The organism is Microbacterium sp. NPDC058021 (assembly GCF_042885955.1).
Taxonomy (GTDB): domain Bacteria; phylum Actinomycetota; class Actinomycetes; order Actinomycetales; family Microbacteriaceae; genus Microbacterium.
In genome coordinates this window covers 90222-111644 of record NZ_JBHVRF010000004.1, presented here as the reverse complement: position 1 = coordinate 111644, position 21423 = coordinate 90222, and the positions used below count along the sequence as shown (strand labels likewise).

Genomic DNA, 21423 nt, shown 5'->3' with positions numbered 1-21423 from the left:
GATCGTGACGCGCGCTCGTGGCGGTGGAGGGGGCATCCGCTATGCTCGGGGTGTCGCGACTGGCGTTGAGGTGGGGGACCACCGGGGAGCGACTGATGAAGGCATCGACCGCACGCCTGGGCCGGGTCTCGACACGCCCCGTGCGGGCTGTGCGACCCGAGTCCGTGTAGCAGTGCAGTCAGGAGATCGTCATGACCGATGCCGTGTTCAACGCCCCTCTCTCCGAGGTCGATCCCGAGATCGCCCAGGTCCTCGAGCGCGAGCTCGAGCGTCAGCGCGGGTACCTCGAGATGATCGCCTCCGAGAACTTCGTGCCCGTCTCGGTGCTGCAGTCGCAGGGCTCGGTGCTGACGAACAAGTACGCCGAGGGGTACCCGGGGCGTCGCTACTACGGCGGCTGCGAAGAGGTCGACGTCGCCGAGGAGCTCGCCATCGAGCGGGCGAAGGCACTGTTCGGCGCCGAGTTCGCCAACGTGCAGCCCCACTCCGGTGCATCGGCCAACGCGGCGGTGCTGCACGCCATCGCCCGCCCCGGTGACACGCTGCTGGGTCTGTCGCTGGACCAGGGTGGCCACCTCACGCACGGCATGAAGATCAACTTCTCCGGCCGGCTGTACAACATCGTCGCCTACGGCGTCGACCCCGAGACCTCGATCATCGACATGGCCGAGGTGCGCCGCCTCGCCGTCGAGCACAAGCCGAAGGTGATCATCGCCGGCTGGTCGGCCTACCCGCGTCAGCTCGATTTCGCGGCGTTCCGTGCGATCGCCGACGAGGTCGGGGCTCTCCTGTGGGTCGACATGGCCCACTTCGCCGGACTCGTCGCCGCGGGCCTGCACCCGAACCCGGTGCCGCACGCGCACGTGGTGTCCTCGACGGTGCACAAGACCATCGGCGGTCCCCGCTCGGGCTTCATCCTGAGCAATGACGCCGACATCGCCAAGAAGATCAACACCGCCGTCTTCCCGGGTCAGCAGGGCGGGCCGCTCATGCACGTCATCGCCGCCAAGGCGACGGCGTTCAAGCTCGCCGCGACGCCGGAGTTCGCCGAGCGTCAGGAGCGCGTGCTGCGGGGCGCGGCGATCCTCGCCGAGCGCCTCACGCAGCAGGACGTGAAGGATGCCGGCATCGCGGTGCGCTCGGGCGGCACCGACGTGCACCTGGTGCTCGTGGACCTGCGCGACGCCGCCATCGACGGCAAGCAGGCCGAAGACCTGCTGCACGAGATCCACATCACCGTGAACCGCAACGCCGTCCCCAACGACCCGCGTCCGCCGATGGTGACCTCGGGTCTGCGCATCGGCACGCCGGCGCTGGCGACCCGCGGCTTCGGCGACGCCGAGTTCACTGAGGTGGCCGACGTCATCGCGCTCGCGCTGCAGCCCGGGGCCGACCTCGAGCCGCTGCGCACGCGCGTCGCCGCGCTCACGGCCGCCTTCCCGCTGTACCCCGGTCTGCAGCAGTGACCGCGGTCCGCCTCGACGGGGTCGCCACGGCGGCGGCCATCAAGGACGAACTGCGGGTGCGCGTGGCAGCGCTGGCGGAGCGGGGGATCGTCCCCGGCATCGCGACCGTGCTGGTGGGTGCGGATCCGGCATCCCAGCTGTACGTCGGCATGAAGCACAAGCAGTCCGAGGCCATCGGGATGAACTCGATCCAGCGGGAGCTGCCCGCCGACGCGACGCAGCAGCAGGTCGAGGCGCTGATCGACGAGCTCAACGCCGACCCTGACTGCCACGGCTACATCGTGCAGCTGCCGCTGCCGAAGCACCTGGACACCGACGCGATCCTCGAGCGGATCGACCCGGCGAAGGATGCCGACGGCCTGCATCCGACCAACCTCGGCCGCCTCGTGCTCAACGTGAACACGCCGATCACGACGCCGCTGCCGTGCACGCCGCGGGGGGTCATCGAGCTGCTGACCCGCAACGGGTACGACCTGCGCGGCAAGCACGTCGTGGTCGTGGGCCGCGGGGTCACGATCGGTCGGTCGGTCGGGCTGTTGCTGACCCGCCGGGACCTCAACGCGACGGTCACCCTCACCCACACCGGGACGGTGGATCTGCCGCGCTACCTGCGCGAGGCCGACGTGATCGTCGCGGCCGCGGGGGTCAAGCACCTCGTGCGCGCCGAGGATGTGCGACCCGGCGCGGCCGTGCTCGATGTCGGCGTCACGCGCGAGGTCGACCCGGAGACCGGCAAGAGCCGGGTCTACGGCGACGTGCACCCCGACGTCGCGTCGGTGGCCGGCTACCTCTCGCCGAACCCCGGCGGCGTGGGCCCGATGACCGTCGCCCTCCTGATGACGAACGTGGTCGAGGCCGCCGAGCGCGCCGCCGCCGAGTGAGCATTCTCGCCGCCGAGTGAGTACTCGCGCTGCCGAGTGAGCATTCGCGCTGCCGAGTGAGCACTCGCGCGCAGGCGGGGTCGCGCGGCGCCTCCGCCCGGCATCCATCTCCCCGGTACAGGAGATCTCACCGCAACAGGACGATCACCTCGGCATCGGTCCTGTGCCGGGGGGATCTCCTGGAACCGGAACGAGCGGCGGGCGGTCAGCCCCGGCCCAGATCGTCGAACATGCGGCGCTGCTCGTCGGTGAGGCCGTCGTCGTGCGCAGCGGGCCGCTGCGCGGCCTCCGGACGTCCGGATGTCGCGGTAGGCGGCGGGCCGAAGGGTGAGGCCGGGGCAGCGGATGCCGCGGGCTTGCCGCGCCCGCCGAGCGCACGATCGTAGAGCCCGCCGGCGCGCGCCTCGATGCGGTCGTCGACCGCGTCGTAGATGAGCCAGGCCACCAGCAGCGCGAGCGGCGGGACGACCCAGCCCCAGAACAGACCGCTCACATGCACCGACGAGAGCACGACGACGAGCACCCACACGATCAGCTCGACGATGAACACCAGGCCCGCCTGTACGAGCTTCTCGCCGATGCGTGTGCGCTGGTCGGCGGACTTCGCGGCCATGCCACGGAACGCCTTGGCGATGAGGGGCTTCAGCCAGATCGTCCCCGCGGTGAGCACGATCGCCGCCCACAGTGCCGCCCAGCCGACCGACACCCGCGGCAGCAGCGCCCCCAGCACGAACAGCACGACGACGTTGAACGCATACAGCGAGACGAACCTCACGACCCAGGTCTTCATCCCCTCACTGTGACACGCCCCACCCGTGAGACGACAACCGGCGGCCGAGACAATGGGTGTTTCCCACTGTCTCGGCCGCCGGCTGTCGTCTCAGCGATCGGGCGCGGCGCCCGGGGTCAGCGCACCGTGACCGTCGTCTGCTCGGCGGGGATGGCACGCAGCAGCGGGCTCGTGAGCGTCGCCCACGTGTCCCACGTGCCACGCAGCACTCCGGTGGCGCTGTAGTCGAACGTCACGGTTCCGCCCGCGGTGGGCGGCGCCGTGGTGATCGCATAGACCGCACCGTCCGTCGGCGGGTCGGCGAGGATGCCGCTCGTGCCGTCCCGGTTCTCCGCACCCGTCTCCGCGCCCGACGCGGCATCCGGCACCGGCGTGCCGTCGTACGCGAACCACATGCCCTCGGTGGCCCCGAGCGCGATCCACACCTGGAACGAGTTGGTGCCGTTGCCGCTGAAGGTGGGCACGTCCTCCCACTCGACCACGAGGAAATCGCTCACCCCGTCACCGAGGATGCCGATGCGCACCGCACCGCCGGCGGTGGGGTCGAGGTCGGTCCACAGCGGCGCGAGCACGTTGTTCGGCGCGGTGGGGTCGGGGATGCCGGTGGACTGCCACGACACATCGGATGCCGCCGCGCCGCCGACCACGACGTAGCCGTTGGAGACGATTCCGAGGCTGTCGTACACCTCACCGCCGTACATGAAGCTCGGCAGCGTGAAGTTCGCGAACGCCTCGTCGCCGAGTCCGCCCAGCGGCGCGATGCCGAAGGCCGACAGCGGCAGGTAGCCGCCCCCGGGGTGCGTGCCGGCATCCGCACCCACCGACTCGATGGTCGGGGCGATCGCCGGGCTCAGCGTGCCGTCCCACTTCGCCCCGAGGAACTGGCGCGTCGCGGGGGCCGTGACGTTGCGGATGTTCAGGAACGGATGCGCCGCCACGCGGATCGAGGCGGGCACCTCCACCGGCAGGAAGTTGGTCGCCGTCACCGTGCAGGTGGTGCTGGCGCCGCGGCGGATGGTGTCGGGCTCGCACGACTGGCCGAGCGAGACCTCGGCCTCGCGCACGTTGGCGGCCACCGGCACCACGACGGGTGTGGCACCACCGGTCGGGGTCAGGGTGATCTCGCCCTGCTGCCAGCCCTCGGCGGACTCGAGCCCGTCGATGATCACCGAAAGGTCCTTCGACGCGCCGGGTGCGAGGGTGAACCGCGACTGCAGCACCGTCACCCGGAGCCCTCCGGTGGCCTCGGTGGTCACCCGGAACGTCTGCCGGCGGTCGGTGACGTTCGTGACGGTGCGCGAGGTCTCGATGGCGCCGGGCATGGGGTCGACGTAGATGCTCGGGATGTTGAGATCCACTCGTCCCAGGGCGTCGGCCGCGCTCGCGGCGAAGTGCTCCGCCGTCTCGGCGATGGTGAGCACCGGGGCGACCGCCCGGTCGGCGCGGATGCTGCCCGCGCCGCGGTCGAACACGCCCGCGGGCGTCCCGTCGGCGTTGACGACCTCTTGCAGCGACGAGGTCATGAGGGCCGACTTGACCTGGCCGGGGGTGAAGTCCGGCCGGGCGGCGATGACGAGCGCCGCGACGCCCGCCGCGTGCGGCGACGACATCGAGGTGCCCGCGATGGCCTGGTAGTACTGGCCGGTCGGACCCGACTCGTAGCCGCTCGGGGCAGGGGTGTGGCCGGCGAGCACCTGGATGCCGGGGGCCGTGATGTCGGGCTTGAGGAACTCCCCGATGGGTCCGCGCGAGCTGAAGCTCGCCATCACATCGCCCGGGGCTGCGCTCGCGCGTCCCGAACCCCACGTGGCTGTGACGCCGGGACGGGTGAGGAAGGCGAGCACCTCGTCGTTGGGGCCCTCGAGGTGGATGGTCGGCAGGAAGTGGTTGTCGGTGTTGGTCTCCATCGTCGTCGGGTTGTAGAGGATCATGCCCGCCGCGCCCCCGAGGGAGGCGAAGTAGCCCTTCTCCACGCGGCCGTTGCCGCCGCGCTCGCAGACGACGACGGTGCCGGTGAGGCTCCCGGCGGCGAAGGGCTGCTCGCAGCGGATGCCGCCGGTGTAGCCGGCGACCGCGTCGGCGCGCACGACGGGGGCGTCGGTGACGCCCTGCGTGACGGTCGCGCCGGTCTTGGCGAGCGTGCCGCCGTCGGTGGATGCCAGTTCCAGCGTCGTGGTGAACGCGCGGTCGAAGGTGGATGCGGCGACCGTCGTGGTCCAGGGGCCGGCGTGGTTCGCGGTCGAGGCGCCGGGGCCGGAGTTGCCGGCCGAGGCGTGCACCGCGACCCCCGCCGCGTACGCGTCGAGGAAGGCCATCTCCACCGGGTCGGTGTAGATGTTCGCCGAGCCGCTGACGGAGTAGTTGATGACGTCCACGCCGTCGGCGATCGTCTGCTCGACGGCCGCGACGAGGTCGGAGTTGTACCCGCCGCCCGGGCCGAGCGCGCGGTACGCGATGACCGAGGCGCCGGGGGCGACACCGCTGATGGCGCCGTGGTCGACGCCCAGCACGGGCGAGCTGTCGACGGCGCTGCCGGCGGCGGTGGTCGCGGTGTGCGTACCGTGCCCGTCGGAGTCGCGCGCCGAGCAGCCGGTGGCGGAGCAGAAGTCGATCGCGCCGGCGGGCTCTTCGGCGAGCTGCTGGTAGGCGTCGAGGAAGGCGTGGGCGCCGACGAGCTTGTCGTTGCACTCGAACGCGTCGCCGGCCGAGCCGTCACCGAACTCGCACGCCCAGGGGCCGCCGTCGGGCGTGGGGATGCCGTTGTCGGCGAGCATCGGGTGCTCGGGCCAGATGCCCGTGTCGATCACGCCGACGATGACGCCGGCGCCGGCCTGGTCGCGTCCGCCGAGGCTCGGCCACACGGCATCCGCGCCGACGAAGGTCGTCGCATCGTTGTCGATCCCGCCGGTGTCGTAGGTCTCGAGCGCCGGGGTCTCCTCGGGCGCCGGGGTCTCCTCCGGAGCCTCGGTCTCCTCCGGGGCAGGGCTCTCCTCGGGAGCCTCGGTCTCCTCGGGTGCGGGGGCCTCCTCCGGGGGCGCGGTCTCCTCCGGGGCGGGCGACTCGTCGGGCGCCGGGGTCTCCTCGGGCGCCGCGGTGTCCCCGGGTGCGGGCGCAGGCGCCGGGGTCTCGGCAGGGGAAGCGGTCTGGCGCAGCGCGTTGTCGTGCACGGCGGCGACGCCCTCGAGCGCGGCGATGTCCTTCGCCCGGTTGGCGGGGATCAGCACCGACAGCCCGCCGTACACGACGACGTGGCGGGAGAGCAGCGCGGCGGAGGGGACGGATGCCTGGATGTCTGCGAAAGCGGCATCCAGGCTGTCCTCGACGTAACGGGTGTAGGCCGCGACGTCGGAGTCGGCGAGGTCGCGACCGGTGACGGCGGGGCTCGTCGCGGCGTAGCCGTCGATGCCGCCGGCGTAGGAAGCCACCGGGTCGACGTCGACCTTGATCATGATCGCCGTGCGCGCCCCGTCGGTGCGGGCGAGCACGCCGGGGTCGCTCTCGGCGAGCTTGCCCGTTGCCGAGCGCGCGAGGGAGCTCGCGGGAGCGTCGGGGGCGACGGGGGTCGCACTGAAATCGGTCGTGGCCGCCCGCGCGGGTGGCGCGAGCGCGAGGAGGACGAGGGCTGTCACCCCCAGCGCGGCGAGAAGTTGCAGAATGCGCGGGAACGACAGCGATCGAGTCATCCGGGGGGCCTCCGTCGGCGAACCTGAGTGTTCGGTACGAGAAACCTAAACGTCCGCTGAGAGCGAACGCACGGATTGTTCGAGAACTCTCATGAAGCCCGCCGGGAGCGCGCCACCCCGCGCCGCCTCAGTAGGAGGAGGTCGGCCCCTCGGCGTCCGGGGCGCACCAGCGGGATGCCAGGGCCTCCGAACCCCGCGCCAGCAGCGCCACGTCGGCGCCCACGAGCGCGAACGAGGCACCGGCATCCAGATACGTCTGCGCCACCGCCGGATCGAAGGCGTTGACGCCGACGGGCTTGCCCGCCCCGCGCACGGCCGCGAAGGTGCGGATCACCGCGTCGGTGACGTCGGGATGCGTCTGCCGGCCGAGCAGCCCGAGCGACGCGGCGAGGTCGGACGGGCCGACGAAGACGCCGTCGACACCGTCGACCGCGGCGATCTCGGCGGCAGCGTCCACGCCCGCGGCCGTCTCGATCTGCACGAACACCGACACGTGCCTCGCTGCCTGCTCGAGGTAGTCGGGCACCCGGTTCCAGCGCGCCGAGCGGGCCAGCGCCGACCCGACACCGCGGATGCCACGCGGCGGATAGTGCGCCGCCGCGACGACGGCCCGCGCCTCGTCGGCGGAGGACACCATCGGCACCAGGATGTTCTGCGCGCCGAGATCGAGCACCTGCTTGATCGTCACCGGGTCACCGGCGGGCACCCGCACGACGGGGGTGATCGGAGAGCCCGCGACCGCGTGCAGCTGCGCGAGGACGGATTCCAACCCGTTGGGGGAGTGCTCCATGTCGATGAGGAGCCAGTCCATGCCCGACCCGGCGCAGATCTCGGCGACCAGCGCCGAGCCCGAGCACACCCAGATGCCGGCGAGGGGACGGGATGCCGCGGCGAGATCGTCGCGGAACGTCGGCGTCAGATGAAGCGGCATTCGATGACTCCCATCGGCCCGAAATCGCAGCGCACGTCGTCGCCGCGGTTGACCCACATGGGCCTGGTGAACGACCCGGCCAGGATGATCTCGCCCGCCTCCAGGCGGGCGCCGTGCTGGTGGAACTTGTTCGCCAGCCACGCCACCCCGGTCGCGGGGTGCCCGAGCACACCCGCCGCGACACCGGTCTCCTCGATCTCGCCGTTGCGCGAGAGCACGCCGGGCACCCACCGCAGGTCGATCTCATCGGGGCGCTTGTGCACGTCGCCGAGCACCATCGCCCCGTACGCGGCGTTGTCCGAGATCGTGTCGACGATCGTCCGCCCCTCCAGCTCGATGTGGGAGTTGAGCACCTCCAGCGCCGGAACGGCGTAGTCGATCGCATCGAGGGCGTCCGCCAGCGTGCAGTCGGGGCCGGAGAGCGGGCGCTTGAGCACGAACGCCAGCTCCACCTCGATGCGCACGTTGGAGAAATGGTCGACGGGGATCTCGGCGCCGGTGTGGAAGACCGTGTCGTCGAACATGACCCCGTAGTCGGGCTCGGTGATCCCCGTCGCCTGCTGCATGGCCTTGGAGGTCAGCCCGATCTTGCGGCCCACCAGGCGCCGTCCCGCGGCGAGGTTCTCATCGCGCCAGACCCCCTGGATCGCGTACGAGTCCTCGACCGTCGCCTGCGGGTGGCGGGCGGTGATGCGGGGGATCACGCTGTGCGTGCGGTCGGCTTCGGCGAGCTCCGCGGCCAGTGCCGCGATCACGTCGGGGGCGAGCATGGGTCTCCTTCGGTCTCGGTCAGGCTAGGGCACCACGGCTAGAGCTGGTGACCGAGCTTGTACTCGCCCTGCTTGTACTCCGGCAGCGAGTCGTCGCCGGGACGCGTGTACGAGAACCCGTCGGCGCCGATCGTCACGGCCATCTCGCTGTTGTCGGTGCGGGCGACGACCGGCCGCGGGTTGCCGTCGAGGTCGAGCACGAGGGAGGCCTCGGTGTACCAGGACGGCACGACGGGGTTGCCCCACCAGTCGCGGCGCTGGTTGTCGTGCACGTCCCACGTGATCACCGGGTTGTCGGGGTCGCCGGTGTAGTAGTCCTGCGTGTAGATCTCCACGCGGTGCCCGTCGGGGTCGCGCAGGTACAGGTAGAACGCGTTGGAGACGCCGTGCCGGCCGGGGCCGCGCTCGATGGCATCCGATCGACGCAGCGCCCCGAGCTTGTCGCAGATCGCGAGGATGTTGTGCTTCTCGTGCGTCGCGAAGGCCACGTGGTGCATGCGGGGACCGTCGCCGCCGGTCATGGCGGTGTCGTGCACGGTGGGCTTGCGGCGCATCCAGGCGGCGTAGACGGTGCCCTCGTCGTCCTGGATGTCCTCGGTCACGCGGAAGCCGAGGTCCTGCATGAACTTCACGGCGCGCGGCACGTCGGGGGTGACCTGGTTGAAGTGGTCCAGGCGCACGAGCTCGCCGGGGGTGTGCAGGTCGTAGCGCCACGCGAGGCGCTCGACGTGGTCGGTCTGGAAGAAGAACTCGTACGGGAAGCCGAGCGGGTCCTCCACGCGCACCGAGTCGCCGATGCCCTTGACGAAGCCCTCGGGGCGGCGCTCGACGCGGCATCCCAACTCGGTGTAGAACGCGACCGCCTTGTCGAGGTCCTCCGCCGAGCGCACCCGGTACGAGAACGCCGCGACCGCCGCCACGTCGCCGCGGCGCAGCACCAGGTTGTGGTGGATGAACTCCTCCGTCGAGCGCAGGTAGATCGCCTCGTCGTCCTCCTCGGTCACGTACAGGCCCAGCACGTCGACGTAGAACGTGCGGGATGCCGCGAGGTCGGTGACCACGAGCTCCATGTACGCGCAGCGCAGGATGTCCGGTGCGGGCACCGAGGGGGTCGGCACCGGGTCGGCGGTGTGGATCGGCGCCTCCTGGGAGACGAAGAAGCCCGACGAGGTGAGGGTCATGTCGTCGCGGTGGGTCATGTCAGCGTCCTTGCTTGTGTGAATGGTGGTCGGTCAGTGCTTGCCGAAGGTGGGGTTGTGCACCTTCCCGAGGGTGATGTGCACGGCCTGCTGGTCGGTGTAGAAGTCGATCGAGCGGTAGCCGCCCTCGTGCCCGAGGCCCGAGGCCTTCACCCCGCCGAAGGGGGTGCGGAGGTCGCGGACGTTGTTGGAGTTGAGCCACACCATCCCGGCGTCGACGGCCTGCGAGAAGTTGTGGGCCCGCTTGAGGTCGTTGGTCCAGACATAGGCGGCGAGCCCGTACTTGGTGTTGTTGGCCAGCGCCAGCGCTTCGTCCTCGGTGTCGAACGGCGTGATCGCGACGACGGGGCCGAAGATCTCCTCCTGGAAGATGCGGGCGTCGGGGGCGACGTCGGCGAACACGGTGGGGGCGACGAAGTTGCCGGTCTCGAACCCCTCGGGCCGGCCGCCGCCGGCGACGAGGCGGCCCTCGGTCTTGCCGATCTCGACGTAGCCCATGACCTTCTCGAAGTGCTCGGGGTGCACGAGGGCGCCGACTTCGGTGGCCGGGTCGTGCGGGTAGCCGACCTTCACGCGCTGAGCCTGCGCCGCGTAGCGCTCGACGAACTCGTCGTAGATCGCCCGCTCGACGAGGATGCGGCTCCCGGCGGTGCAGCGCTCGCCGTTGAGGGAGAAGACACCGAAGATCGTGGCATCCACCGCCGCCTCGAGGTCGGCGTCGGCGAAGACGATCGCGGGGGACTTGCCGCCGAGCTCCATCGACAGTCCCTTGAGGTACGGCGCGGCGTTGGCGAAGATCAGCTGGCCGGTGGAGCTCTCACCGGTGAAAGAGATGAGCGGCACGTCGGGGTGCTTCACGAGCGCGTCGCCGGCATCCTCCCCGAGACCGTTGACGAGGTTGAACACACCCTGCGGCAGTCCTGCCTCCTCGAAGATGCCCGCCCACAGCGACGCCGACAGCGGCGTGAACTCGGCGGGCTTGAGCACGACCGTGTTGCCGGTGGCAAGCGCCGGGCCCAGCTTCCACGACTCGAGCATGAACGGGGTGTTCCACGGGGTGATCAGTCCGGCCACGCCGATGGGCTTGCGGTTGACGTAGTTGATCTGGCGGCCGGGCACCTTGTAGGTGTCGTCGGCCTGCGCCACGATCAGGTCGGCGAAGAACCGGAAGTTCTCGGCCGCGCGGCGGGCCTGGCCGAGGGCCTGCGTGATCGGCAGTCCGGAGTCGAAGGACTCCAGCTCTGCCAGGCGCTGATCGCGCGCCTCGACGAGGTCGGCGATGCGATGCAGGATGCGGGAGCGCTCGCGGGGGAGCATGCGCGGCCAGGGGCCCTCGTCGAACGCGCGCTTGGCGGCGGCGACGGCCAGGTCGATGTCGGCCTTCTTGCCGGCGGCCGCCTGCACGTACGTCTCGTTGGAGACCGGCTCGAGCACGTCGAAGGTGCCGCCGTCGACCGAGTCGACGAAGGCGCCGTCGATGTAGTGGCGGATGCGGTCGGGCAGATCGGCCGGAACGTGGCGGCGGTCAAGCGCCGCAGTGCTGTCGGTCATGTCGGTTCCTCCAGAGGTTGCAGAAAAAAGGTCAGAAGGCCGGGAGGCCGAGGGCCTCGTCGGGGTGTTCGTGGATCATGTAGGCGTCGAGGGTCGCCGAGCGGTGACGGCGGGCCGCCTTCTCGATCTCGCCCAGCGGCGCGCCGGTCTCGATGAGGACCAGGATGTTCTCGTGCTCGCGCACCGACTCCTGGGCGCGGCCGGGGATGAAGGCGAAGGTCGAGTCGCGGAGGTTCCCCAGACGCCCCCACTCGCCCTCGACCAGTTCCAGCATCCGGGGGTTCGCGCACTTGGCGAACAGGGCGGCGTGGAACTGCTGGTTCAGTGCGGTGAACGCGCGCGGATCGAAGTCCTCGAGGCGGGCGATCATGCGCTGGTTGATCTCGCGGGCTGCGCGCACGTCGTCGGGGGTGAGGCGGCGGGCCGAGAGCGCGGTGGCGGCCCCCTCGAGGATGCTGAGCGCCTGCATGCTCGAGCGGTACTGCGAGTCGTCGACCATCGACACGTGGGCGCCGACGTTGCGCTCGAAGGTGACCAGCCCCTCCGCCTCGAGCTGGCGGATCGCCTCGCGCACCGGCACGACGCTCATGTCCAACTCGTTCGCGATGGTACCGAGCACGAGCCGGTAGCCGGGTGTGAACTCGTGGTCGGCGATGCGGGCCTTGATCCACTGGTACGCCTGCTGCGACTTGCTGAGGCCGTCCACGGTGCTCAGCTCCCTGCGCGTTCGGCGTCGTAGCGGGCGCGCCACTGCGCGTTCATCGGGAAAAGGCCCTGCACGGGGTTCCCCGCGGCGACCTGGGCTGCGACCCAGGCATCCTCGTCCTCCTGGGCGAGGGCGGCGTCGGCGACTTCTTCGGCGATGTCCGGGGGAAGGACGATCACGCCGTCGGCGTCGCCGACGATGATGTCGCCGGGCTGCACCGTGGTGCCGCCGCAGGCGACGGCCACGTCGGTCTCCCATGGCACGTGACGACGGCCGAGGACGGCCGGGTGGGCGCCCACGGTGTACACCGGGATGCCGACGGCGGTGACCGCGTCGGCGTCGCGCACGCCGCCGTCGGTGACGATGCCGGCGGCGCCGCGGGCGTGGGCGCGGATGGCGAGGATGTCGCCGAGGGTGCCGGAGCCCGCCTCGCCGCGGGCTCCGATGACGATGACCTCGCCTTCGCCCACGGCGTCGAACGCGCGCTTCTGCGCGTTGTATCCGCCGCCGTGGCTCGCGAACAGGTCTTCGCGGCCCGGCACGAAGCGCAGCGTCTTCGCGGTGCCGACGAGCTTGCGCTCCGGATGCAGGGGGCGGACGCCGTCGATCGTGACGTTGTTGAGACCGCGTTTGCGCAGCTGCTGGGAGAGCCCGGCGACGGGGACCCGCTCGAGCTTCTCGCGCAGCGCCGGGTCGAGCCCGAGCGGGGCGAGCCCCGCGGCCTCGCGGGATCCCCATGCTTCTTCGCGCTGGGTGTCGTTGACGGCCGGCAGCGAGCCGAGGGCCGGGTCGAAGGAGGTGCCGGAGCCGGCGACGACCGTCGTGGTGAGGCGGCCGGAGGTGGCACCCGTCTCGGGGGCGTCGACCTCGACCTCCACCACGTCGCCCGGTTCGACGACCGAGGAGCCGGCGGGTGTGCCGGTGAGGATGACGTCGCCGGGTTCGAGGGTGAAGTGCTGGGAGAGGTCGGCGACGAACTGGGCGAGCGGGAAGATGAGGTCCGCCGTCGTGCCCTCCTGGCGCAGCGCGCCGTTGACCCAGGCGCGCACCCGGAGACCCGTGGGATCGATCGTGCGCGCGTCGATCAGTCGGGGGCCGATGGGGGTGAACCCGTCGCCGCCCTTCGAGCGGACATTGGAGCCCTTGTCGTTCTCGCGCAGGTCGTACAGGCCCAGGTCGTCGGCGGCGGTCACCCAGCCGACGTGCTCCCACGCCGTGGCGAGCGCGACGTGGCGGGCGGCGGTGCCGATCACGAGCGCGATCTCGCCCTCGAACGCCAGCAGCTCGGTGCCCGCGGGCCGCTCGACCGTGCCGCCGGTGGCGGCGACCGAGCTGGACGCCTTGAAGAAATACGACGGCGCTGCCGGCCGTCGGCCGCGCTGAGCGGCACGGGATTCGTAGCTCAGGTGCACGGCGATGATCTTGCCCGGCCGGCCGGGAAGGCCGGCGAACCGCGGATCGGTGGTGGTTTCGATGGTCATGAGCTCCCTCGCCCTTGCGTCGTATTCGAAATCGTATATGATCGTCCGCGGAGAGGCAACCACCGCACCCGCACCGCCTCCGACAGCGACGTCAACCACTGGGAGTCACCACGATGAGCTCATCCCCTTCCACCGTGCCCGGGGGCTTCACGCCCACCGGCACGATCGCCACCCGCACCGACCGTAAACGGGTCGTCTTCGCCACCGTCGTCGGCACGACCGTCGAGTGGTACGACTTCTTCCTCTACGCCTCGGCTGCCGGCCTCGTCTTCGGGCAGCTGTTCTTCGCGCCCGCGGGCGAGGAGTTCGCGCAGATCCTGTCGTTCATCACGGTCGGCATCAGCTTCCTGTTCCGCCCCTTCGGCGCGTTCCTGGCGGGCCATCTGGGCGACAAGTACGGCCGCCGCCTCGTGCTCATGCTCACGCTCATGCTCATGGGCGTGGCCACGACCCTCGTCGGTCTGCTGCCGACGTACGCGGCCATCGGCATCGCGGCCCCGATCCTGCTGATCGTCCTGCGCATCCTGCAGGGCATCTCCGCCGGCGGCGAGTGGGGCGGCGCGGTGCTCATGGCCGTCGAGCACGCACCCAAGGCCAAGCGCAGCCTCTTCGGCGCCGCGCCGCAGATCGGCGTGCCGCTCGGCCTGCTGCTGGCCAGCGGCATGCTCGGGCTCATGGCCGTCATCGCACCGGGGGATGCGTTCCTCGAGTGGGGCTGGCGCGTGCCGTTCCTGCTGTCGTTCGTGCTGATCCTCATCGGCTACTACGTGCGCCGGAAGGTCGAGGAGAGCCCGGTGTTCACCGAGCTGGCCGAGCGCAAGGAGCAGACCCGCATGCCGATCGTGCAGCTGTTCCGCAAGCATGCGCTGCTCGTGGTCATCGCCGCGCTCGTCTTCGCCGGCAACAACGCCGTGGGCTACATGACCACCGGTGGCTACATCCAGCGGTACTCCACCGACCCCGAGGGTCCCGTGGGCCTGCAGACGGCCGACGTGCTGGGTGCGGTGACGATCTCGGCGGTCTCGTGGCTCGTCTTCACCTGGATCGCGGGCTGGGCCGGCGACAAGATCGGCCGCCGCAACACCTACCTCATCGGCTGGGTGCTGCAGCTGGCGGGCGTGTTCGCGCTGTTCCCGCTCGTGAACACCGGCAGCATCGGCATGCTCACCCTCGGCCTCGTGCTGCTGACGGCCGGCCTCGGCTTCACCTACGGGCCGCAGGCGGCGCTGTACGCCGAGTTGTTCCCCGCGTCCATCCGCTTCTCGGGGGTGTCGATCTCGTACGCGATCGGCGCGATCCTCGGTGGCGCATTCGCTCCGACCATCGCGCAGGCCCTCGTGCAGGCGACGGGGTCGACGGATGCCGTGACGTTCTACCTCGCCGGCATGACCTTGCTGGGGCTTCTCGCCACGCTGCTGCTGCGCGATCGCAGCGGCATTCCGCTGGGTCCTGACCATGAGCAAGAGCAGGCGAAGAGCCCGATCTACGGGCTGTCCAAGGCCTGACCCGAGGCTGATGGAGCCCGGATGCCGCGTGCATCCGGGCTCTTCGTCGTCAGCCGTCGAGGGCGTCGCGGATCGTGTCGGCCGAGCGCTGCAGGCGCCGGGCGACGGCGGCGGGGTCGGCGTGGCCGCCCACGTGCACAACCGCAATCGCGGCGGGGCGCGCGGGCGCGCGCAGCCGCAGCGGCACCGCGACGGACTGCACCGTCGGGATGACTTCGTCGGCGCTCGTGGCGTAACCGTGCGCTGCGGCCGCCGCCACCTCGTCGGCGAGTGCCGCAGGCAGGGGGACCGGCCACTGGTCGGGGGCGAGGGTCGACAGGATCGCCTTGCTGGGCGCGCCGACCGAGATCGGATGCCGGGCGCCGGGGCGCTGCGCCACCGAGGCCACCGCATGCCGCGGTTCGACGCTGACGAGCGTGACGCACTGGTCGTGGTCGAGCACGGCCAGGAAGCAGGTCATGCCGAGCTCGTTGGCCACGGCGGTGAGTTCGGGGAGGGCCTCGGCCTGCAGATCATGGGCGACGCCGGCCGCGAGCGCAGCCATGCGGGCGCCGAGGGTCAGGCGCCCCGACGCGTCGCGCACCACGAGCCCGTGGTCCTCGAGCGTGCGCAGCAGCCGGTAGGCGACGGAGCGATGCACCTCGAGTCGGCGCGCGATCTCGTCGATCGTCAGGGGTTCGCGCGCGTCGGCCAGGAGCTCCAGAATGCGGATGCCACGACTCAGGGTCTGCGATGCGGGGGCCTCGGACACGGGCATCCTCTCCACCGGATGCTTGCTGCGCAGCATCCGGTCGTATACGATCTGTTCAATAGTAGAACGACGTGTTCGAATATAGAACACGCATGACGACGGCGTCAACGATTCGACGTCGCCGCCCGAGGAAGGATCGACGCCGATGCAGTTCCACCACCACGGATACGTCTCCACCGACCCGCGTGTGCTCCCCGCCGCCGGCACCGGCGTGGATCGCCCCGCCGACGTCCCCGACGAGGTCGACGTGCTCATCGTCGGCTCCGGACCCGCCGGCATGCTGCTGGCGGCGCAGCTGGCCCAGTACCCGACCCTCACGACACGCCTCGTCGAGCGTCGCCCCGAGCGCCTCGCGATCGGGCAGGCCGACGGCATCCAGGCGCGCAGCGTCGAGACGTTCCAGGCCTTCGGGTTCGCCGAGCGCATCATCGCCGAGGCCTATCGCATCTCCGAGATGAACTTCTGGGCGCCCGACACCGCCGACCCCTCGCGCATCGTGCGCACCGCTCGGGCCGACGATGATCCCCGTGGCATCAGCGAGTTCCCGCACCTCATCGTCAACCAGGCGCGCGTGCTGGACTACTTCGCCGAAGTGGCAGCGCAGTCCCCGGCACGCATCACGCCCGATTACGGGTACGAGTTCGTCACGCTCGAGGTGGGCGAGGGGGAGTACCCGGTCACCGTGACGCTCGCGCGCGCGGGCGAAGACGCGACGCGCACCGTGCGCGCGAAGTACGTCGTGGGGTGCGACGGCGCGCGCAGCCGCGTGCGCGAGGCGATCGGCCGCAAGCACATCGGCGGGCAGTCCAAGCACGCGTGGGGCGTCATGGACGTGCTGGCCGTCACCGACTTCCCCGACATCCGCATCAAGTGCGCCATCCAGTCCGAGCACGGCAGCATCCTGCACATCCCGCGCGAGGGCGGGCACCTGTTCCGCATGTACGTGGACCTCGGGGAGGTCCCCGAGGATGACAACGGCAAGGTGCGCACGACACCGCTGGAGACCATCATCGCCAAGGCGAACGCGATCCTCGGCCAGTACACGCTGGATGTGAAGGACGTCGCCTGGTGGTCGGTGTACGAGGTCGGCCACCGCGTGACCGACAAGTTCGACGACGTCGAGGTCGGTGCCGACCGTGATCCGCGCGTCTTCATCTGCGGCGACGCGTGCCACACGCACAGCGCGAAGGCCGGACAGGGCATGAATGTGTCGATGCAGGACGGCTTCAACCTGGGGTGGAAGCTCGGCTCGGTGCTCACCGGCCGGGCGCCGGCGTCGCTGCTGTCGACGTACTCGGCCGAGCGGCAGGAGATCGCGCAGAACCTGATCGACTTCGACAAGGAGTGGTCGGGCCTCATGGCCAAGAAGCCCGAGGAGTTCGACAGCCCCGAGGAGCTTGCGCAGTTCTACACCTCGACCGCGGAGTTCCCCGCGGGGTTCATGACGCAGTACCCGCCGTCGATGATCGTCGGGGAGGCCACGCACCAGGCCCGCGCGATCGGATACCCGATCGGCAAGCGGTTCACCTCGGCGCCCGTCGTGCGCATCGGCGACGCCGTGCCCGCCCACCTCGGGCACCACGCGAAGGCCGACGGACGGTGGCGCATCTACGCCTTCGCCGATCGCGACGCCACCGCGCTGCGCGACTTCGCCGGATGGCTGGCGACGGCATCCGATTCGCCCGTCGTGCGCTTCACCCCCGCCGGCACCGACCTCGATAGTGTGTTCGACGTGAAGGCGATCTACCAGCAGGATCACTCCGAAGTGGAGATGGCCGACATCCCGGAGGTGTTCCTGCCGCGGGTGGGGCCGTTCGGGCTCATCGACTACGAGAAGATCTACGCCGCCGAGGCCGGGGACGACATCTTCGAGGCGCGCGGTATCGACCGCGACGGCGCGATCGTGGTGGTGCGTCCCGACCAGTACGTGGCGCATGTGCTGCCGCTGTCGGCGCGGGCCGAGCTGACCGACTTCTTCGCGCAGCACATGCTGGCCCCCGCCGCCGCGCCCGCGTCCGTGCCGGCCTGACGCGCGCCGGCCCGGCGGGTCGCGCCCGCGTACGCGCCCGCGCTGCGAGCTGCTCCGGTGTCACTCGCGCACGGTGTTCGCGCGCCGTACCCGCCATTCGTGACACCGGAACGGTCCGGGTGCCCGCGCGCGGTGCGGTGGCGCGGTTCCGAGGTCCCGGGCAGCGCGGGGACACGACCGGCGCTGTTCCGGTGTCACTTGCGCACGATGTTGCCGCGTGGCATCCGCCATTCGTGACACCGGAGCAGCCCCGCACCGAGGAGGGGCGCCGCGGGGTCAGGAGTTCACGCGGATGATCTCCTCCTGGTACGGGGCCACGACCGTGGCGGAGATGCGCACGTCCAGCAGCAGGAAGGGGCGGTCGGATGCCGGCAGCGACGCCCATCGGGCGAGCGCGTCGAGATCCTCGAGCCCGCGCACCACGACGCCTTCGGCGCCCACGGCACGGGCGAGGCCGGCGAAGTCGACCTCGGGGATGAGCATGGGCGCGCGGGCGAGACCCTGCAGCCCGTACAGATGCACCTCGGCGCCGTAGGCGCGGTCGTTCCACACCACGGCGAGCCCGCGGCCGCCGGCCACCCGCACCGCCGACTCGAGGTCCGCCAGCGCCATGAGTCCGCCGCCGTCGCCCGTCGTGAGCACGACCGTCGAGGTGGGCTTGGCCAGCGCCGCACCCGGGACAGAGGGGAATCCGAGCCCGATCGACTGGTAGGCCGTGCCCACCATCATCATGCGATCGGGCGACGCCACCGGCCAGTACATGTTCGCCCAGCCGATGAAGTGGCCGCCGTCCGAGACGACGACGCGGTCCGCCGGCAGCAGCTCCCCGATGCGCGCTGCGACCGTGCGGGGATCCAGGCGCCCGTCGGATGCCACACCGTCCCCGTCGTCGCGGGCGCGGAGCCCCGCGACGTCCACGCTCTCGCGCCAGCCCGACGCGCTCGCCCCGCGACTGCGGAGGGCGTCGACGAGAGCGCGCGCGGCCGATGCGGCATCGGCGCGCAGGAATCCCCCCACGTGGGGGTGCGTCGCTGCGGGCGCCGTGTCGATCTGCACGACCCGCGTCCCCGGGGCGAACAGCTCGCCGAAGCGCATCGTGAACTGGTTGAGCGACGCGCCGAAGACCACCGCGACGTCGGCTTCGCGGATGCGCGCCATCGCGCCCTCCGCGCCGAAGCCGCCGGTCACGCCCAGGTCGTACTCCGGGCGGGGGAAGACGCCGCGGCCCAGCGCCGTCGTCGCCGTCAGCGCGCCGGTGGCATCGGCCAGTTCGCCGAGTGCCGACGCGGCACCGGCCACCCAGGCACCGCGCCCGGCCAGGAGCAGCGGACGCTCCGCCGCGGCCAGCACGCCGGCGAGGTCGTCGACGGCGGCCCGGGCGAACGGGCTCGTCGGCGCCAGGGGAGTAGGCAGCCGCGGCTCGGGCGCCGCGGGCACGGGCCCCGCCTCGAGCTTGGCGACGTCGTACGGGATCGCGAGCACGGTGGGCACGCGATACGACAGGGCGTGCTCGATCGCGATGACGGTCGTGGCCGCGGCATCGGCCCGCCCCACGGTGTAGGTGCGGGCGCCGACGGCGGATGCCAGCGCGATCTGGTCGACGTCCCACGGCCGCGGGCCCGAGGTGGGCTCGTCGCCGACGACGAGCACGAGCGGAACGTGCGCCTGCACGGCCTCCGCGAGGGCGGTGAGGGTGTTGGTGAACCCGGCGCCGTAGGTGGCGGTCGCGGCGGCCAGCCCGCCGCCGGCGCGGTGGTAGGCATCGGCGGCGACGACGCCGCCCGCCTCATGCCGCACGGCCGTGAAGGACACGTCCGTCGAGCGCTCGAGCGCATCGAGGAAGTGGGCGTTGCCGTTTCCCATCACCCCGAAGACGTGGTCGATGTGGCCGGCGAGGGTCTGGGCGACGTGCGCGGAGACGGTGGGCATGGGGGACTCCCGGGAGACAGAGACAGAGACGGAAAGGATGCCGTATGTGTCTCGCCGTGCCCGGCGTCTGTGCCGGGCGGCTGCGTGCCCATTTTTCGAGCACCGGCGGGCGTGGCCGCCGGACGATCCGAGTATAGGGAAGCCGCGACCGGCCAGGAATCATATACGATCGATCGGGAGTGCCGGCATCGAACGACGAGGGAGTCCCCATGACCGAGAACCGTGAAACCCAGCTGCTGTCCGACGTTCCGGACGGCTTGTACATCGGCGGGCAGTGGCGCGCAGCCGAGGGTGGCGCGACGCTCACGGTGTCCGATCCCGCGACCGGCGACGTCGTCAAGACCATCGCCAGCGCTTCGGTCGCCGACGGTGTGGCCGCACTGGATGCCGCCGATGCCGCCTTCCCCGCGTGGGCGGCGACCCCCGCCCGCGAGCGGGCCGAGATCCTGCGCCGTGCCTTCGACCTGCTGCAGGAGCGCAAGGAGGACTTCGCGCTGCTCATGACGATCGAGATGGGCAAGCCCCTCGCCGAGGCCCGGGGCGAGGTGGCATACGGGGGAGAGTTCCTCCGCTGGTTCAGCGAGGAGACCGCCCACGTGCAGGGCCGCTACGGCGCGAACCCCGAGGGCACCGGGCGCATGATCGTGACTCAGCACCCCGTCGGCCCCTGCTTCCTCATCACGCCGTGGAACTTCCCGCTCGCGATGGCGACCCGCAAGATCGCCCCCGCGCTCGCCGCAGGCTGCACCGTCGTGGTCAAGCCCGCCGCCCTCACCCCCCTGACGACCCTCTACTTCGCGAAGCTGTTGGAGGATGCCGGCGTGCCGGCGGGGGTCGTCAACGTCGTGACCACGGCCTCGTCGGGACCGATGTCCGACGCCATCATCGCCGACCCGCGGCTGCGGAAGCTGTCGTTCACCGGCTCGACGCCGGTGGGGGTGTCCCTGCTGGAGAAGGCCGCGAAGGGCGTGCTGCGCACGTCGATGGAACTCGGTGGCAACGCGCCGTTCGTCGTGTTCGACGACGCCGACCTCGACAAGGCCGTCGATGGCGCGATCGCGGCGAAGTTCCGCAACATCGGCCAGGCCTGCACCGCGGCGAACCGCTTCATCGTGCACCGCTCGGTCGCCGAGGACTTCGCCCGTCGGGTCACCGAACGGGTCGAGGCGTTCCGTGTGGGCCGCGGCACCGAGGAGGGGGTCGTCGTCGGCCCGCTCATCGACGACCGTGCCGTGGCCAAGGCCGACGCGCTGGTGAAGGATGCCGTCGGACGCGGTGCCACGCTGCGCGCCGGTGGCAGCGCCATCGATGGCCCGGGCTCCTTCTACCAGGCCACGGTGCTCAGCGACGTGCAGGCCGGCAGCGAGATCCTCCGTGAGGAGATCTTCGGCCCGGTGCTGGCCATCGTGCCGTTCGACGATGAGGACGAGGCGGTGCGGCTCGCGAACGACACCGAGTACGGCCTGGTGTCCTACGTCTTCACCGAGAACCTCGCGCGCGGCCAGCGCATGATCGAGCGCCTGCAGACCGGGATGATGGGCCTGAACATCGGTGTGGTCTCCAACGCCGCCGCGCCCTTCGGTGGCTGGAAGTTCTCCGGCCTCGGCCGCGAGGGTGGGGCCGAAGGCATCCACGAGTACCTGCAGACGAAGTACACGCTCACCGCCAACCCGTTCGCCTGACGACCCCGCGCGCACAACGTCGCCGAAACACCTGCCACTGCCCCGCGTGGGCGGTCGCACGGCCCCGGC

General features: G+C 71.2%; 15 protein-coding genes and 1 riboswitch. Of the genes, 5 read left to right on the top strand and 10 right to left on the bottom strand.

Annotated elements, in window-relative coordinates:
- Nucleotides 1-45 precede the first annotated feature (45 nt).
- A riboswitch (ZMP/ZTP riboswitch) is annotated at nt 46-129 on the top strand.
- A 62-nt stretch (nt 130-191) separates the two neighbouring features.
- Both glyA and ACFVR6_RS09720 read left to right on the top strand, forming a co-directional pair.
- Entirely contained in the window at nt 192-1466 is a 1275-nt protein-coding gene (gene glyA / locus ACFVR6_RS09725) for a serine hydroxymethyltransferase (RefSeq protein WP_386961958.1), read from the top strand.
- Nucleotides 1463-2347, top strand: coding sequence for a bifunctional methylenetetrahydrofolate dehydrogenase/methenyltetrahydrofolate cyclohydrolase (locus ACFVR6_RS09720; RefSeq protein ID WP_386961955.1), 885 nt, complete (start codon nt 1463-1465; stop codon nt 2345-2347). Before glyA ends, ACFVR6_RS09720 begins: the two co-directional genes overlap by 4 nt.
- Nucleotides 2348-2552: 205 nt before the next feature.
- Here ACFVR6_RS09720 and ACFVR6_RS09715 read toward each other — a convergent pair whose 3' ends face one another.
- The 8 genes from ACFVR6_RS09715 to ACFVR6_RS09680 all read right to left on the bottom strand — a co-directional run bounded on the left by ACFVR6_RS09715 (nt 2553) and on the right by ACFVR6_RS09680 (nt 13458).
- Nucleotides 2553-3137 (bottom strand): hypothetical protein, encoded by a 585-nt coding sequence (locus ACFVR6_RS09715; RefSeq protein WP_386961952.1) that lies wholly within the window; start codon nt 3135-3137, stop codon nt 2553-2555.
- A gap of 116 nt (nt 3138-3253) precedes the next feature.
- Entirely contained in the window at nt 3254-6820 is a 3567-nt protein-coding gene (locus ACFVR6_RS09710; protein WP_386961949.1) for a S8 family serine peptidase, read from the bottom strand.
- A gap of 127 nt (nt 6821-6947) precedes the next feature.
- Nucleotides 6948-7751, bottom strand: coding sequence for an HpcH/HpaI aldolase family protein (locus tag ACFVR6_RS09705; RefSeq protein ID WP_386961946.1), 804 nt, complete (start codon nt 7749-7751; stop codon nt 6948-6950).
- Nucleotides 7736-8521 carry a 2-keto-4-pentenoate hydratase gene (locus tag ACFVR6_RS09700; protein WP_386961943.1) on the bottom strand — a complete coding sequence of 262 codons (786 nt, stop codon included), beginning with the start codon at nt 8519-8521 and terminating at the stop codon, nt 7736-7738. Before ACFVR6_RS09700 ends, ACFVR6_RS09705 begins: the two co-directional genes overlap by 16 nt.
- Before the next feature lie 38 nt (nt 8522-8559).
- Nucleotides 8560-9720: a 3,4-dihydroxyphenylacetate 2,3-dioxygenase gene (gene hpaD, locus ACFVR6_RS09695; RefSeq protein ID WP_386961940.1), complete on the bottom strand. Its 1161-nt coding sequence runs from the start codon at nt 9718-9720 to the stop codon at nt 8560-8562.
- A 33-nt stretch (nt 9721-9753) separates the two neighbouring features.
- Entirely contained in the window at nt 9754-11271 is a 1518-nt protein-coding gene (hpaE, locus tag ACFVR6_RS09690; RefSeq protein WP_386961937.1) for a 5-carboxymethyl-2-hydroxymuconate semialdehyde dehydrogenase, read from the bottom strand.
- Between the two features lie 31 nt (nt 11272-11302).
- Nucleotides 11303-11986 carry a GntR family transcriptional regulator gene (locus ACFVR6_RS09685; protein ID WP_386962848.1) on the bottom strand — a complete coding sequence of 228 codons (684 nt, stop codon included), beginning with the start codon at nt 11984-11986 and terminating at the stop codon, nt 11303-11305.
- Nucleotides 11983-13458 (bottom strand): fumarylacetoacetate hydrolase family protein, encoded by a 1476-nt coding sequence (locus ACFVR6_RS09680; RefSeq protein WP_386961934.1) that lies wholly within the window; start codon nt 13456-13458, stop codon nt 11983-11985. Before ACFVR6_RS09680 ends, ACFVR6_RS09685 begins: the two co-directional genes overlap by 4 nt.
- 113 nt (nt 13459-13571) lie before the next feature.
- Between ACFVR6_RS09680 and ACFVR6_RS09675 the strand changes: the two genes are divergently transcribed.
- Complete coding sequence (locus ACFVR6_RS09675; RefSeq protein ID WP_386961931.1) at nt 13572-14963, top strand: MFS transporter; 1392 nt, start codon at nt 13572-13574, stop codon at nt 14961-14963.
- A gap of 49 nt (nt 14964-15012) precedes the next feature.
- Here the strand turns inward: ACFVR6_RS09675 and ACFVR6_RS09670 are convergent, their stop codons facing one another.
- Nucleotides 15013-15720, bottom strand: a complete 708-nt coding sequence (locus ACFVR6_RS09670; protein ID WP_386961928.1) for an IclR family transcriptional regulator — start codon at nt 15718-15720, stop codon at nt 15013-15015.
- Nucleotides 15721-15859: 139 nt separating this feature from the next.
- Here ACFVR6_RS09670 and ACFVR6_RS09665 point away from each other — a divergent pair, with 139 nt between their 5' ends.
- Nucleotides 15860-17743: an FAD-binding monooxygenase gene (locus tag ACFVR6_RS09665; RefSeq protein ID WP_386961925.1), complete on the top strand. Its 1884-nt coding sequence runs from the start codon at nt 15860-15862 to the stop codon at nt 17741-17743.
- A gap of 276 nt (nt 17744-18019) precedes the next feature.
- Here ACFVR6_RS09665 and ACFVR6_RS09660 read toward each other — a convergent pair whose 3' ends face one another.
- Nucleotides 18020-19672: a thiamine pyrophosphate-binding protein gene (locus tag ACFVR6_RS09660; protein WP_386961922.1), complete on the bottom strand. Its 1653-nt coding sequence runs from the start codon at nt 19670-19672 to the stop codon at nt 18020-18022.
- Nucleotides 19673-19881: 209 nt separating this feature from the next.
- Between ACFVR6_RS09660 and ACFVR6_RS09655 the strand changes: the two genes are divergently transcribed.
- On the top strand, nt 19882-21354 hold the full coding sequence (locus ACFVR6_RS09655; RefSeq protein ID WP_386961919.1) for an NAD-dependent succinate-semialdehyde dehydrogenase: 1473 nt from the start codon (nt 19882-19884) through the stop codon (nt 21352-21354).
- Nucleotides 21355-21423: the final 69 nt, after the last annotated feature.